Source organism: Chitinophaga sp. CC14, from assembly GCF_048957795.1.
Lineage (GTDB): Bacteria > Bacteroidota > Bacteroidia > Chitinophagales > Chitinophagaceae > Chitinophaga > Chitinophaga ginsengisegetis.
The window spans coordinates 647,626-663,276 of sequence record NZ_JARBFY010000003.1 but is presented as its reverse complement, the minus strand read 5'-3'; the positions used below and the strand labels follow the sequence as shown (position 1 = coordinate 663,276).

At 49.2% G+C, this 15,651-nt stretch carries 14 protein-coding genes; 9 read left to right on the top strand and 5 right to left on the bottom strand.

Annotated elements, in window-relative coordinates; all coding sequences use genetic code 11:
* Position 1: 1 nt before the first annotated feature.
* A complete protein-coding gene (locus PV783_RS12715) occupies positions 2-1,237 on the bottom strand; it encodes an RNA polymerase sigma factor (RefSeq protein ID WP_420988233.1) in 1,236 nt (411 codons plus the stop codon).
* 41 nt (positions 1,238-1,278) lie between these two features.
* Positions 1,279-1,620, bottom strand: a complete 342-nt coding sequence (locus PV783_RS12710) for a YciI family protein (RefSeq protein WP_079468434.1) — start codon at positions 1,618-1,620, stop codon at positions 1,279-1,281.
* Between the two features lie 198 nt (positions 1,621-1,818).
* Here PV783_RS12710 and PV783_RS12705 point away from each other — a divergent pair, with 198 nt between their 5' ends.
* Complete coding sequence (locus PV783_RS12705) at positions 1,819-2,616, top strand: class I SAM-dependent methyltransferase (RefSeq protein WP_079468435.1); 798 nt, start codon at positions 1,819-1,821, stop codon at positions 2,614-2,616.
* Here the strand turns inward: PV783_RS12705 and PV783_RS12700 are convergent, their stop codons facing one another.
* Together PV783_RS12700 and PV783_RS12695 are read right to left on the bottom strand one after the other, a co-directional pair.
* A complete protein-coding gene (locus PV783_RS12700; protein WP_420988232.1) occupies positions 2,617-4,146 on the bottom strand; it encodes a site-specific DNA-methyltransferase in 1,530 nt (509 codons plus the stop codon). It abuts the gene before it with no gap.
* A 62-nt stretch (positions 4,147-4,208) separates the two neighbouring features.
* A complete protein-coding gene (locus PV783_RS12695) occupies positions 4,209-4,712 on the bottom strand; it encodes a GNAT family N-acetyltransferase (RefSeq protein WP_420988231.1) in 504 nt (167 codons plus the stop codon).
* 149 nt (positions 4,713-4,861) lie between these two features.
* Between PV783_RS12695 and PV783_RS12690 the strand changes: the two genes are divergently transcribed.
* From PV783_RS12690 to fucP, 8 genes are all read left to right on the top strand, one after another.
* Entirely contained in the window at positions 4,862-5,881 is a 1,020-nt protein-coding gene (locus PV783_RS12690) for a LacI family DNA-binding transcriptional regulator (protein ID WP_420988230.1), read from the top strand.
* Between the two features lie 107 nt (positions 5,882-5,988).
* Positions 5,989-7,131: a glycoside hydrolase family 172 protein gene (locus tag PV783_RS12685; RefSeq protein WP_420988229.1), complete on the top strand. Its 1,143-nt coding sequence runs from the start codon at positions 5,989-5,991 to the stop codon at positions 7,129-7,131.
* Between the two features lie 19 nt (positions 7,132-7,150).
* A complete protein-coding gene (locus tag PV783_RS12680) occupies positions 7,151-8,713 on the top strand; it encodes an aldehyde dehydrogenase (NADP(+)) (RefSeq protein WP_420988228.1) in 1,563 nt (520 codons plus the stop codon).
* A gap of 9 nt (positions 8,714-8,722) precedes the next feature.
* Positions 8,723-9,505 (top strand): SDR family oxidoreductase, encoded by a 783-nt coding sequence (locus PV783_RS12675; RefSeq protein WP_420988227.1) that lies wholly within the window; start codon positions 8,723-8,725, stop codon positions 9,503-9,505.
* 21 nt (positions 9,506-9,526) lie between these two features.
* On the top strand, positions 9,527-11,155 hold the full coding sequence (locus PV783_RS12670) for a UxaA family hydrolase (protein ID WP_420988226.1): 1,629 nt from the start codon (positions 9,527-9,529) through the stop codon (positions 11,153-11,155).
* 32 nt (positions 11,156-11,187) lie between these two features.
* Entirely contained in the window at positions 11,188-12,420 is a 1,233-nt protein-coding gene (locus PV783_RS12665) for a DUF6786 family protein (protein WP_420988225.1), read from the top strand.
* 6 nt (positions 12,421-12,426) lie between these two features.
* Positions 12,427-13,287, top strand: coding sequence for a fumarylacetoacetate hydrolase family protein (locus PV783_RS12660; protein ID WP_111580126.1), 861 nt, complete (start codon positions 12,427-12,429; stop codon positions 13,285-13,287).
* Between the two features lie 15 nt (positions 13,288-13,302).
* Positions 13,303-14,595: an L-fucose:H+ symporter permease gene (gene fucP / locus PV783_RS12655; RefSeq protein ID WP_420988224.1), complete on the top strand. Its 1,293-nt coding sequence runs from the start codon at positions 13,303-13,305 to the stop codon at positions 14,593-14,595.
* Here fucP and PV783_RS12650 read toward each other — a convergent pair.
* On the bottom strand, positions 14,570-15,649 hold the full coding sequence (locus PV783_RS12650; protein WP_420988223.1) for a hypothetical protein: 1,080 nt from the start codon (positions 15,647-15,649) through the stop codon (positions 14,570-14,572). The genes fucP and PV783_RS12650 overlap by 26 nt on opposite strands.
* Positions 15,650-15,651: the final 2 nt, after the last annotated feature.

The window sequence follows — 15,651 nt, the reverse complement described above, 5'->3', positions numbered from 1 at the left end:
CTTACCTCGCCTCCAGCCGGGCCATTTTCCTTTGAATAGTTCGTTTATCCGCTTCCGTTTTAGCGAGTAATAAAGCTTTTTGAAGATGGGTAACGGCGCGGGTATTATCAATATCTGTATACAATTCTCCCAGCAACACAAAGTAATAATGATTATCCGTGAGCTGCAGCTTTTCTGCTTCTGCGATGGCAACCTCCTTTCCATTGGCTTTTGCTAATGCATACGTTCTGTTCAATGCCGCCACCGGCGAATAGCAGATCTGCAGCAAACGGTTATACAGTTGCAGGATACTCTCCCATTTTTCCGGTGTATCCTGCTTCTGTGTATTCCAGTAAGCGATGGTAGCTTCAAGATGATACCGGGAAAGCTTTTCCCCGCCGGAAGCTTCATGCAGGAACCATGCGCCTTTGGCGATCAGCGTTTCATTCCAGCGCGATTCATCCTGGTCCTGGTACAGGATAATTTCACCATTCTCATTCCGCCGCGCCTCAAACCGCGATGCATGAAAACACATCAGGGCAAACAACGCATTTACCTCCGGTGTATTGGTGGAAGGATTTTCCAGCAACAGGTAAGTGAGCCGCATGGCTTCCAGGCAAAAGTCCTCCCGCAATACCACATCCTGGCTTTCAGAATAATATCCTTCGTTGAAAAGCAGGTACAGGGTGGTGAGTACGGTATCCAGGCGCTTTTTGATTTCTGTTTCCCCCGGAAATTCCATCTGTACTTTTTCTTCCCGCAGTTTTTCTTTCGCCCGGAATAAACGTTTATTAATAATTTCCTTATTGGTTAAAAAAGCGTTGGCAATTTCTGTAATCCCAAACCCGCACAGGATACGGAGTGCAAGCCCTATCTGCGCCTCTTTTGAAATGCCGGGGTGGCAGATGGCGAAGATCATCTGCAACTGGCTGTCGGTGATATTTTTATCAGACAGGTCGATGTCTGGTTCTTCACTACCGGAAGCAGTATATTTTACCTGGCTGGCAATTTTTGCCGCAAACAGGTGATTCCGCTGAAAATAATTCTTTGCTTTATTTTTTGCCACCAGGTATAGCCAGGCCGTTGGATTCTCCGGAATTCCTTTATAGGTCCAGGTTTCCATCGCCGACAAAAAAGTTTCACTGGCAATGTCTTCAGCAACTTCCAGGTGTTCGATGCCAAAAACCTTGCAGAGCACCGCCGTTATTTTCCGGAACTCTGTACGGAACAGATGTGGTATTAATTCAGCTTGTGCCATACATGAAAACAGCCCCTGTTGCACAGGGGCCTGTATAGTTTTTAGTGACGGTCCACCTTCCTTACTTCCACGGTATTACCATCTCCCTGTAACACCGGGCTTCCTTTTGCAAACTCCACCGCTTCCTCTACCGATTCCGCTTTTACAATAATGTACCCGCCAATGGTTTCTTTTATTTCGCCGAAAGGCCCGTTGGTGACCACGTTGTTATGATGTACCACCCTGCTGTCGGCAAAAGGCAACCCATTACCTTCCACGAATTTGTTTTGTGCGGCAATGCCCCCGATCCAGTCCATCGTTTGTTTCATCCAAACCTGGATTTGCTCCGGGGAGGCTACTTTGGTGCCATCTTCGTGTCTGAAAATCAGCATAAATTCTTCCATCTTTTTAAGTTTTAAGTGTGATAATATACCTTATAACAAATGGAATGGCAGCAATTGGACATACTACATCAAATATAACGGAATAAAGAAACAAACGGCGGAAGTACTGATCACGCCGCTTTAACAGGCACTATTTTGGCGGTAGCTTTTAGGTATTTATATGATTTTTTTTATATCTTGTTCTAAATAAATGAATTTATGGAGAAATATTTTTCCGGGGAGGTGTTGCATGGGGATGATTTTACCCTGGATGAAATCAGGCAATGGTACGATGATGAAAAAGAGGGCTACGCGGGGCTTGTATCCGGGTATAAGGATTATCATTACGGCTATCACCGGGTTAACCAGCTTTTTGGATTCAAATATCTTCCGGAAAAAAAATTTAAAAGAGTACTGGGCATCGGCTCTGCTTTTGGTCATGAATTTAAACCTATCAGTTCGCAAATAGAAAGTCTCTATATTTTAGAACCCTCCGATAACCTGGTGTCCGATACCATCGGGCAGGTGAAAGTAACTTACAAAAAACCGAATGTAGATGGTAAAATAGATTTTCCTGATAACTATTTCGACCTGATCGTTTGCTTCGATACGCTTCATCATATTCCAAACGTAAAAAATGTGCTCAGGGAAATGTACCGCTGCCTGGAGCCGGGCGGGCATTTACTGCTGAAGGAACCGGTGAATAGTATGGGCGACTGGCGCGAAACGAGGCAGGGACTTACCAAATGGGAAAGAGGTATTCCTTATGAATATTTCCGGAAAAATATTCCGGAGATAGGATTCAAAGTCGTAAAGAAAAATCACTTTTTCACCATGACTTCCTTCCTTGTCAGGAAAACAGAGAAACTGCTGGCAAAACCTATTTATGAATATCCCTTTTATCTTTTTATAGATAAATACCTGTCTAAAATATTCTCCTGGAATATTAAGTATCACCCGGTGAATAAGTGGCAGCGGATTTCTCCAACGGAAATATTTTATATTCTTTCCAAATAACTACCGATCCGGATTTTCCAACTTATATACACGGAAACCATCGTCGAAACTGGCGCCGGTTTCCTCTTTTATTGCTTTGCCGGCTCTCCGGATCCGCTCCTTCCCTATCTCACAAATATTTTTGTAGCCGGCGTGAAAAGCGTCGCTGTCTTCAGCGGTAGGCTGAGGCTCCTGCACCAGGATAAACTTCCGCTGTACACCGGTGTGCGCCGCCAGTGAATATACCGCATGCGCTGTGGTGGCAGATCCCGAAAAGAAATCAAGTACAATATCATCTGCGGAGGTAGCCAGGGCAATCAGTTCACTGATCAGTGATACTGGTTTTGAATATTCAAATATTTTCTCCCCGAACAATCTGCCCATGTCTTTCTTGGCATTATCATTCGAGAACCGGTTATCGATAAAATCAAGGCTGGTGAAGGCTTTGGTTCTTTCTTTCATTTCCACCGCATATCCGCTGCCTGCTTTGGAAATAGTAGCTCTCTCGTATGTTTTAGTATAAATGCGATAGCCGTGCCTCGATTGCTTCAACACTACAAACCCATTCTTTAATCCAAATTCAAACAACGCTTTGCTCCATCTCCAGCAAAAATCGCTTTGGGGATTACGCTGCTGCCGCTTCAACATCTCTTCCCGGGTGGCGTTTCCGGGTCTTAACACCTGTCCTTCTATCTCAATTTCATAATCCAGGGAGGCCGAATACTGGATGGAGCTGTAGTCCAGCGTTTGATTCAATTTATACTTACCTCTTTCCGGTTCATATTCATCGGAGTGGACATATCCCTGTGCCTCAAATGTACAGGCGTTAAAGCGGGCGTAGGGCGACTTACGGTAGCACAATACATAATCGTTATTTTTGGCGATCATGTTAGTTGACTTACCGGCTTTTTTAGTGATACGTGGCAGGCAACTCACAAAATTTATCTCTCCAAAAATTTCATCACAGATCCTGCGGAGATTTGGCAGCTCCCTGTCGTCGATAGAAATAAAGATGATCCCGTCTTCGCGCAGCAAAGCAGCGGCCAGCTTCAGCCGCGGATACATCATAGAAAGCCAGTTGGCGTGTGCTTCCGGCTGTTCATCCTGCGCGCCGTTCAGCGTGTTTCCATTGTTTTGTGTAAAATTATCGCGGTATACAAAGTTTCGCCCGGTGTTGTAGGGCGGATCAATGTAGATCATTTTTATTTTATGAAGATGGCTTTGCTGCAGCAATTTCAATACTTCGAGATTATCTCCTTCGATATAGCTGTTCGCTGTTTCCTCAAAGTGCAGGGAATCCGTTTCTACCGGGCGCAGCACCTGTGTGGCGGGCAGGTTAGCGGCGGCAATGGAAGCACGCTTCCCGGGCCATTCCAGGCGGTATCTTTCCCTGGGCCCTTCCACTGCGGCATGGCCGATTTCCTGCTTCAGCAAATCAAAATCGATGACTTTACCGTTAGCACTTTCTACAACACAATCCGGGAAGAGGGCGGCAAGTTTTTCGAGATTTTCATTCACCAAACCGGGTGAAGTAAATGCTGATTTTTCCATGCTGATCGGCTTCTGTTTACGGGTGGCGGCACATGCCGGCCCAACTGCTAAAGTAGGAAATATTACAGCATCTGCCAGTCGGCTTTCTGTAACACCATATTATGCGTATGCCATATTTTTCCGCCCACCACTGTAGTACTGGCCATATCCGGGTTAATCCGGAATCCCAGCTGTGTATAACACGCAATGGCGTTGTGATTCCAGTCGAACACATTCAGGTCAACGGCCGTATGTTCCGTAGTGCTGAATAATTCATTAACCATCTCTTTCACCACCAGTTTCCCCAATCCTTTATTACGCATGCTCTTTTCGCCTATCAGGATACGCGACAACCGGGGCATTTCTTTCTCGAAATTCAGTTCACAATGACCAATCACCTGGTCCGTTTCCAGTAACCGGATTTTAAAAGGTTTCTTTTTTGTTTGTTCCAGGTAGGCGGTTAATTGCCCGTGGGTTAACGGGTAAGTAAACAACGGGCCTGCAAACTGTATCAATGCTTCTTCATTGTCAACCCACGATATAAAACGATCAAAATCCGCGGCAGTAAATGTTTCCAGCTGTATCATGCCCTTAAAAATAGACCATTGCAGGTAAATATACAAATGACTGGCTGTATTCCGCCACTATCCTTCTTCTGCACAAAAAAACTTCTTCTCTCAAAAAAAAATCTTCCCAAAAGCTTGCAAACTTAAACGTTTAAGCATATTTTTAAAAGATGAAGAAAGTCTCGCTGAAAGATATCGCTACCGAAGCAGGTGTATCCACTGCACTGGTATCTTATGTGCTGACCAACAAAGACAAGAAGGCCAGGATCGGGGAAGAGATGGCGAAGAAGATCCGTGAAATTGCGCGGAAGCTGAATTACCAGCCCAATCATATTGCACGCAGTCTTAAAAGTGGCCGGTCTTTTACCATTGGCCTGATCGTAGCGGATATCTCCAATCCTTTCTTTGCCAATATTGCCCGTACAATTGAAGACGAGGCCAAAAAGCATAATTATAACGTGATTTTTGGCAGCTCCGACGAAAACGTGGATAAGTCGCAGGACCTGATCAATGTACTCGTAAACCGGCAGGTAGACGGCCTTATTATCACGCCTACCGAAGGATCGGAGCAACAGATCCGGCAATTGCAGGAGCAGAAGATTCCTTTTGTGCTGATCGACCGGTTCTTCCCGGAGATTGCTGCCAGTTACATTGCCGTTAATAACCGGGAGTCCGCAGCTGGCGCGGTATCGCATCTTATTAAGGCGGGCAGGAAGCGCATCGGTATGGTGGCGTATAAAACCACGCTGCATCATATCAGTGAAAGGATAGGCGGCTACCAGGATGCTTTACAACAACATGGTATAAAGGCAACAAACAGTTTACTGAAGAAGGCGAGATACTCACATTTAAAAGAAGATATCCGGCTGGCTATTGATGAGCTGCTGAAAGGAAAACACCCGGCAGATGCTATCTTTTTTGCCACTAACAGCCTGGCCATAGAGGGACTGAAATATATTAATACACTGGGGATACGCATACCCGATGATCTGGCGGTGATTACATTTGATGAAGGAGAAGCGCTGGATTTGTTTTATGCGCCGGTAACGTTTGTAAGACAGCCGATCCTTGAAATAGGAAAGGCCGCGGTGCGTGTGCTGCTGGAACAAATCCTGGACGATACTACTGCCACCACGGCTATTTGTATTGACACTACGCTGGTGGTGAGGAAATCCTGTGGCAGCCGGTAATGTACGACCACGTATGAAAGTGATCTTTTAAAATTTATCAGCTTGCTTAAACGATAAAGCTATATTCAGCAGAAACCCGTAGAAACCTAATCTTTTAATATTCACGTATGATGAAAAAATTATTGCTCCTGTCTTTTATTGCAGTCTTCACGTGGACGGCCACCAGCGCCCAGCAACCTTTTAATGGCCTGGAGATGAACATGGGGAACCTCTATCGTTTGTCTGATGCAAAAACCCGTTCTATCAGCCCGGAAAACTTCACCGGCGAACCCGGCAAAGGCGGCATGGCCACACTCGACCAGGGCAACGCCCGCGGCGCTGCGAGAGAGCTGGGCCAGGGCTGGAAAGTAAATCCATATATTCATATCGAACCCGGCAAAACCGTTACCCTGGCAGAAATTACCGGCCCCGGCGCCATCCAGCACATCTGGATGACACCCACCGGCAACTGGCGCTACTCTATCATCCGTTTTTACTGGGACGATGAAACCACGCCTTCCGTAGAAGTGCCCGTAGGCGATTTCTTTGGGATGGGCTGGGGCGAATATGCACCGCTCAACTCACTGGCAGTATGCGTAAATCCAGGCAGCGCCTTCAACTGCTACTGGGCCATGCCCTTCCGTAAGAAGTGCCGCATCACAATGGAAAATATCAACACAGAAAGAATGACCTTATACTATCAGGTAGATTACACCCTCACCAATGTACCTGAAGATGCCGGTTATTTCCATGCACAGTTCCGCCGCAATAATCCCGTGAAAGACGCCAGCTTTACCATGATCGACGGCGTGAAAGGAAAAGGCCAGTACGTAGGCACCTACATCGCCTGGGGCGTTAACAACAACGGCTGGTGGGGCGAAGGAGAAATAAAATTCTTTATGGACGGCGATAAACAGTATCCAACTATTTGCGGCACCGGTACAGAAGATTACTTCTGCGGTTCCTACAACTTCGACACCAAAGGACGTTACCAGGAATTTTGCACACCATACTCCGGACTATCACAGGTGATACGCCCCGACGGATTGTATAAATCCCAGCAACGGTTTGGATTGTACCGCTGGCACATTATGGACCCCATACGTTTTGAAAAAGAACTGAAGATCACCATCCAGGACCTCGGCTGGCGCAGCGGCGGACGCTATCTTCCGCAACAATCGGATATCAGCAGCGTAGTATACTGGTACCAGCGTGAACCACATGCACCGTTCCCGAAACTGCCGGCCATGAATGAGCTGGAAGTAAACTAATCATAAAAATACCAGGAAGATGAACAGAACTTCGTTGACAGGATTGCAGATGATCGGCAATAACTTTTCCGGTGAAGGCGACCATACCTTCCGGGCATTCGCTCCCCTGCAGCAGCAATGGCTGCCGCAGGAATTCAGGGAAGCCACCACCGGCGAAATTGATTCGGCTTTAAATTTAGCCGCACAGGCTTTTACGGTTTATAAAAAAACAACCCCGCAGCAAAGAGCCGCTTTCCTGCAGGCAATTGCGGAGGAAATAATTTCCCTGGGAGATGAATTAATCAATGTAGCTTCTGCGGAGAGCGGACTTCCACTGCCGAGACTACAGGGAGAAAGAGACCGTACTACAGGACAGCTGCGGCTGTTTGCCGCTACCATCACGGAAGGCTCCTGGGTAAACGCGCGGATCACCACCCCCACTCCGGACTTGCGGCAAATGCAGATTCCCATAGGCGTTACCGGTATATTCGGCGCCAGCAACTTCCCACTGGCATTTTCCGTAGCCGGCGGCGATACCACCGCTGCACTGGCTGCCGGCTGTACCGTGGTGTTCAAAGCGCATCCCGCACATCCGCATACCTCGCATTTAACGGCTACGGCTATACGCAAAGCAGTGCTGCGCACCAATATGCCCGATGGCGTATTCTCCCTGGTACATGGCACCTCCCATGAAACGGGACAATACCTGGCGGCGCATCCGCTGGTATCTGCCATTGCTTTTACCGGCTCCTTTAAAGGAGGCAAGGCACTATATGACACGGCTACACGAAGAGCGGTGCCTATTCCTGTATTTGCGGAAATGGGCAGCGTAAATCCCGTGTTTTTTCTTCCGGGAATACTTCGGGAGAAAGGAACCGCGCTGGCCACACAATTCCTGCAATCTGTTACCCTGGGCACCGGGCAGTTTTGTACCAATCCCGGTTTGTTTATCACCGCAGCAGGTAATGACACGGATGCATTTATCAACGCGCTCCGGCAGGGCGTAGGCACATTGCCAAACGGCTATATGCTCACACCCGGCATATTAGCCGCGTATAATAACGGTATTGCCACCCTGCGTGAGCAGGGCGTAGAAGTACTGGGTGAAGCCACTCCTGCTGATCAACAGGCCACTCCCAGCCTGCTGCAGGTTACAGCCGCGCAGGTGCTTGAAAACCCGGCCCTCTGTCATGAAGTGTTTGGCCCCTCTTCCCTGCACATCCACGCCGGCAGCATAGAAGAAATATACACAGTGGCCCGGCGGCTGGAAGGACAACTCACCGCCACCATTCATGGTACTGAAGAAGAATTGCAGCAACACGCAGCTTTAATAGATATCTTACGGGAGAAAGCAGGCAGGATCATCATCAATGGTTTTCCTACAGGCGTAGCCGTTAGTCATGCGATGGTACATGGCGGCCCCTGGCCGGCTACCACTCCTGCCGCCGGCACGTCCGTAGGCACCGCAGCGATCTACCGCTTCTGCCGCCCCGTATGTTACCAGGACTTCCCCGCTTACCTGCTGCCACCGGAACTACAGGATGAAAATCCTATGAAGATATGGCGACAGGTGAATGGCGACATTTCAAAAAACTCCCTCTAAATATTACGTATGGACCTGGGTTTAAAAGATAAGATCATCATCGTAACCGGCGGCGCCAAAGGCATTGGCGCCGCTATCAGCGCAGTACTGGCACAGGAAGGCGCCATTCCGGTTATCATCGGCAGAAGTGAAGCTGATAACCTCCTGCAGCTGGAACGTATCCGTGAAGCAGGTGGCAATGGCGCACAGACAGTAGCAGAACTGACCGATCCGCTGGCCTGCGAAAAAGCCGTGGCCACAGTAGCCGCGGAATTCGGGCGGATAGACGGACTTGTTAATAACGCAGGTATCAACGATGGCGTAGGACTGGAAAAAGGCAGCTACGAAGCGTTTATGCAATCATTGCACCGCAACCTCGTACATTATTACCTGATGGCGCATCACGCGCTTCCGTTTCTGAAAACATCAAAGGGCGCTATCGTAAACATCACTTCCAAAACCGCAGAAACCGGTCAGGGTAACACTTCCGCCTATGCTGCTGCTAACGGCGGCCGCAATGCGCTTACCCGTGAATGGGCCGTGGAACTGCTGCCTTTCAGCATCCGCGTAAACGCCATCGTGGTAGCCGAATCGTGGACGCCTTTATATGAAAGCTGGATCAATACCTTCCCCGATAAAGCAGCCAAACTGGCCAGCATTGTGGAACGCATCCCCTTCGAAAAACGCATGACCACTCCCGAAGAAATTGCCCAAATGACGGCCTTCCTCCTGTCGGGGAAATCGAGCCATACCACCGGGCAACTCATTCATGTAGATGGTGGCTATGTACACCTCGACAGGGCACTGGTATAAATTTATCTTATTCAAGCAACGATGAAACAAAGCATATTACAAATCCATCCCGGGGACAACGTTTGGGTAGCATTGCAAAACATCCCCGCCGGCACAGCAGTGAGCAATGGAGCACAAACAGTAACGGCTATACGTGATATTGCCGCCAAGCATAAAATAGCAGCGGGCAGCATCCCGAAAGATGCACCCATTATCATGTACGGCGTACTGGTAGGACTGGCCAACGAAGATCTTGCTGCCGGTGAACTCATCACCACCCGGAATATACGCCATGCCTCCGGCCAGTTCAGTGTGAGCGGCGAGCGCCACGCTGAATGGACACCGCCGGATACATCTCCCTGGAAAAACCGCACCTTTATGGGCTATCCCCGCAAAGATGGCCGCGTAGGCACCGGTAATTACTGGGTAATTATTCCGCTGGTGTTCTGCGAAAACCGCAACGTACAGCTGCTGCATGAAATGCTGGTAAAAGAACTGGGCTACCGGGAACCCTCTCCCTATGAATCCATGCTGCAACAATTGCTGCGGGACTTCCGGCAGGATCATTCCGCCGCTACGGCCACGCTTACGCTGCCCACCCGTACCTTCCCCAACATTGATGGCATTAAACTGCTCACGCACACCATGGGCTGCGGCGGCACCAAAGACGATGCACGTACACTCTGCGGATTACTGGCGGGCTACATCACCCATCCAAATGTGGCCGGCGCTACGGTGCTGAGCCTCGGATGCCAGAACGCACAGATCAGCATTCTTAAAGAAGAAATTGAAAAACGCTCGCCGGGCTTCGACAGAACCGTTATCTATCTCGAACAGCAACAGGTAGGTTCCGAAAAAGAACTGATGACGCAGGCGCTGCAACAAACCTTTGAAGGACTAACACAGGCCAACAACTGGCAGCGGCAACCCGCACCACTCAGCAAATTATGTATCGGCATGGAATGCGGCGGCTCCGACGGGTTCTCCGGCATCTCTGCCAATCCGGCGGTAGGCAAAGTGGCCGATATCCTGGTAGCCTTGGGCGGTTCGGTGATCCTATCGGAATTCCCGGAACTATGCGGTGTGGAACAGGAACTGAGCGATCGCTGCGTTACTACGGACATGGCTGCACGCTATGTGCAGCTGATGCGTGATTACGCCAGCAGAGCGGAAGCTGTAGGCTCTGGCTTCGACTCCAACCCTTCTGCCGGTAATATCCGCGACGGGCTGATCACGGACGCTATCAAATCGGCAGGGGCTGCGAAAAAAGGCGGCTCCTCTCCTGTAACAGATGTAATAGATTATCCCGGATGGGTGCAACGTCCGGGTCTTGCCCTGCTATGCACACCCGGCAGCGATGTGGAATCTACTACAGCGGAGGTGGGAGCAGGCGCAAACATTGTACTGTTTACCACTGGCCTCGGCACGCCTACCGGCAACCCTGTTACACCGGTCGTTAAACTATCTACCAACACTATACTCGCCCGCAAAATGCATGATATCATTGACCTTGATACCGGCACCATCATCAACGGAGAAGAAACCATTGACGAAGTGGCTGCGCGTATCATGGAAATGGTGATAGACACTGCCAGCGGCAACTACCAGACAAAAGCACAGGTATTCGGACAGGATGATTTTATTCCCTGGAAAAGAGGTGTATCATTATAGTTCATTTTCTATCACGCTAAAATGCCATCGTTATGAAATCTATCCTTCTCTCCGGTTGTATTGCTGCAGCGCTTTTTGGCTGTAACGGTGCCGGACCAACGAAAGAACCCAACAATATGAAGCCTTCAAATTTTGGTGAAGATGTAACCTTTTTACAGCAACATCTGAAGAATGTAGTGGTATTGAAAAATGGCAGTGACAGTGGCCGGCTGGTGGTTACCGGCGACTACCAGGCGCGTGTAATGACCAGCACTACCGGCGGCGATAAAGGAAAGAGTTTTGGCTGGATCAATTACAACCTGGTGTCATCACAGCAATACGCACCGCACATCAATGCCTTTGGCGGCGAAGAACGTTTCTGGCTGGGACCGGAAGGCGGACAGTATGCACTCTTCTTTCCCCCGGGAAAACCTTTCGACTTTGCCAACTGGCAAACACCCGGCCTGATAGATACCGCACATTATGCAGTAACTGCACAATCAGAGAACAGTATCACCTATCAGCAGGACGGAACAATTCAAAACTATAAAGGCAGTGCTTTTCACTTGCAGATCAACAGAACCATCCGCCTGTTGAACAAGGCGGACATTGTTTCCAGTATTGGCTTTACACTACCCGCTGGTATCAGCAGCGTGGCCTATGAAACAGATAACACCATTACCAACAAAGGCGACAGCAGCTGGCAGGAGGAAAACGGGTTGTTAAGTATCTGGCTGTTAGGCATGTTTAAACCATCTGATCAAACGGCTATTGTAGCGCCTTTCAGACCAGGGCCTGATGCTAAACAACATATTACAGATGATTATTTTGGAAAGATACCAGCGCAGAATTTACAGTTAAAAGACAGCCTGCTGCTATTCCGTGCAGATGGAAAGTCGCGCGGCAAACTGGGCCTCTCCCCGCTCGTAGCTAAAAAAGGTGCGGGTAGTATTGACCTTGAAAACAACACGCTCACCGTACTACTCTATGACGTAGTACCACAGGGCCAATATGTAAATTCAAAATGGGAATTGCAGAAAGAACCTTTCAAAGGCGATGCGGTGAATTGCTACAATGATGGGCCACTTGCCGACGGCACACAAATGGGTCCCTTCTATGAAGTAGAATCCTCTTCCGATGCGCGCGCACTGAAAGCAGGCGAATCGCTCCGTTACCGGCAAACCACGCTGCACTTTGAAGGCGACCGTAAAGCATTACAGGCACTGGCCATGCAACTGTGGCAGCTCCCACTGGAAGACGTACAACATTTTCTTACCAACAAATAATTCCAAATGAATAGTATCCGCATTTATAAAACCACTACCACTTTACTCATCGCCTACCAGGAACAATACTACACCATTATTGCCGGCTGGAATGAATTCGTAAACAGGGAAGGCTTGTACCAGCGTGTGGTGGAGGATCTGAAAGGATTATCACCCATCGAAAAATCTGCTGCCGAAAAAATACTGGCAACATCGCTGCAGCCACCTATCGGTTCACAGGAAGTATGGGCAGCCGGCGTTACTTACTACCGGAGCCGTACCGCCCGCATGGAAGAGTCAGAAGTATCCGGCGGCGCCACTTTTTATGATAAGGTATATGTAGCCGAACGCCCGGAGTTATTCTTCAAAGCTACGCCACACCGCGTATCCGGTCATGGACAAACGGTGTACATCCGCGAAGATTCCTCCTGGGATGTGCCGGAACCGGAGCTTACTTTGTTTATCAGCAGCAAAGGCACTATTGAAGGTTATTCCATAGGCAACGACATGAGTTCGCGCAGCATTGAAGGGGAAAACCCTTTATATCTGCCGCAGGCAAAAGTATACGAGAAATGCGCCGGGCTTGGTCCCTGCCTGATGGTGCCCGATAAACCTATTCCTCCGGATACGCTCATCCGCATGTCCATTTACAGGAACAATGAAGTACAGTATTCCGATAGCGTGCCTATCAGCCAGATGAAACGCAGTCACCAGGAGCTGGTGGACTTTTTATACCGTGGCTGTGCTTTCCCGGATGGTTGTTTCCTTATGACCGGCACCTGCCTCGTACCGGACAATAGTTTCACGTTACAGGACAACGACCGGGTAGAAATTAGTATAGATCATATCGGACAGCTGGTGAATGAAGTACAGACTTACCGCTTATAATTAAAAAATATCCTTATGAATTCCACTGCAGCCGTCAAACAAACAGCGCCCGCGTCTTCTACATCGCGCCAGCTGAAACTTGCCACTGTACTTATTATCAGCCTCTTCTTTTTATGGGCGCTCACCGGTAATCTTATTCCTGTGCTGATACCGCATCTGCGGAAAGCCTGTCAGCTGAATGATTTCCAGTCGGCTTTTATTGACGCTGCCTACTGGATCAGCTATTTCTTTTTTGCGTTGCCGGCAGCCTGGGTGATGCGCAAGTGGAGTTATAAAACCGGTATCATCACGGGTTTGCTTATTGCAGCAGCAGGCGCTATCCTGTTTTTTCCTGCCGCAGAGCTGCGTTCCTTCGGATTATTTCTTTTTGCCCTGTTCCTTGTAGCAGCCGGTATGACGTTCCTGGAAACCGCTGCCAATCCATATATCACCATTATGGGTACGCCGGAAACGGCGGTACAGCGACTCAATTTTGCACAGGCATTTAATGGCCTGGGCGCCTTTGTAGCGGCTTTCTTCCTGAGTAAAGTGATCCTTTCAGGGAAAGAACTCAGCGCGGCGGAGAGCAGCAGCATGTCGCCAGAGGCTTTGAACCAATACCTGCTCACGGAAGCGCGTTCTGTGCAGGTTCCTTACCTCGCCATTGCAGGCGTATTGCTGCTCACGGCATTATTATTCCGGTTAGTGCGCTTTCCTAAAATACAGGAAGAGCACAGCGGCGGACTGAGTATTAATCTTCGTGTATTCAGACACGTTCATTTCCGCTGGGGTGTGATTGCACAGTTCGCATATGTAGGTGCACAGGTCTGCATCTCCAGTTTCTTTATCCGTTACGCCGGTTACAGCGGGCATATGAAAGAGAAAGAGGCCACCACGTATTTAGGGCTGTTGCTGCTTTGCTTTATGACAGGCAGGTATGCAGGTACTTTGTTCATGCGGAAAATAGCGCCGCAACGATTGCTGTTGCTGTACAGTATCGCTTGTGTATTATTGCTGTGTTATAGTGTAGCCGTTGGCGGTAGAACGGGCGTTTACTTTTTACTGGCCGTGGAATTTTTTATGTCTATCATGTTCCCTACTATTTTTTCACTGGCTATCCGCGATCTTGGCAATGAAACCAAATCTGCCTCTGCTTTCCTGGTAATGTCCATAGTAGGCGGTGCCTTGATACCACTGGCATTGGGCGCAGTGAGCTTCTACAGCAATGTGCAATTGGCATATACAGTACCGTTGATCTGTTTTGCGGTAGTAGGTTATTATGCGTTAAGACGTGCAGCGCCGGTTACTGTGCAAGCAGTTCCGCAGTAGTTTTACGGGTAAGACCAAAATATATTTTCTGACCGGCATTATATTTTTCCCGTAGTTCAAAGTTTTCGAAAGATGGGCCACCGGGTATATTTATGTATGCGTTTGGATCGGTGCTTCCACCGCTCCAGTATTTCGCCCGCCCGTTTACCCTGACCTGCAGCGAGCTATCGGCCTCACGGGCTTCTTTGCGCCAGTATTGCGTAAGTGTATAAAAGGGACGATACCGCCAGCCCCAGCGGGCGGCATGTTGCTCATCTTCCGGCCAGGCGGCCAGCTCCTTCAGTGATTCATCGGGCTGCGCCATCACCAGGTAATCGCCGCTTTTATTGCGCAGCATTTGCGGCAACGGGTAAGGCGCTTTTTCTATAAAGCCGGTGCCATCATACCCGTCATATAACGTTTTCGCATACACGATTTTATCTTTCAGGTATAATTTCCTCAGTCGCGCGTAGTTGCCCATTGTAGCAGTGATGCCGCAGCGCTCCATTGGCGTGCCGCCGGGCTGATCAAATGCTTCTATGCATAGCTCTTCCGGCTGCTGGCTGCTGATGCTCAGGCGGAGATAAGGACGGGCGCCGTTTTCAAATGTTTCCATGAAAACGTAAAAGCTGAGTGTGGTGTATTCCGGATGCTGCGCATCGGGATGTGAGAGCACGCCGCGGGTGCCGGCAGTGGCTGTAAAGCGGCCAGACTCAATGGTTTCGCCGGTCCACATCAACTTCCCCCACTTCCCGTCTGCCCGTGAAGGCGATATTTCACTAAACTCTATTTTGCCATTCACCACCGGCTCTATAGCAATATAGTTGAGATGATAAATGATGCCCTTCCATTCGTAACCGATGCGGAGCAGTCCTCTGGGACCGCCATCATTGCCGGGTCGCGGGCCTTCTATAGCTGCAGGCCACAACCCGATCACAATGCCGTTGCGGATTCCCCACAGCGGCGGTGCAGCGGTATTATCGGGTTGGATCCATTGCGGCTCCGCGGGTTGCTGCGCAGCGGCAGTGCTAACGGTAACGATTATGCTAAAAACCAGGCAGCGGTAAATGTTCATCT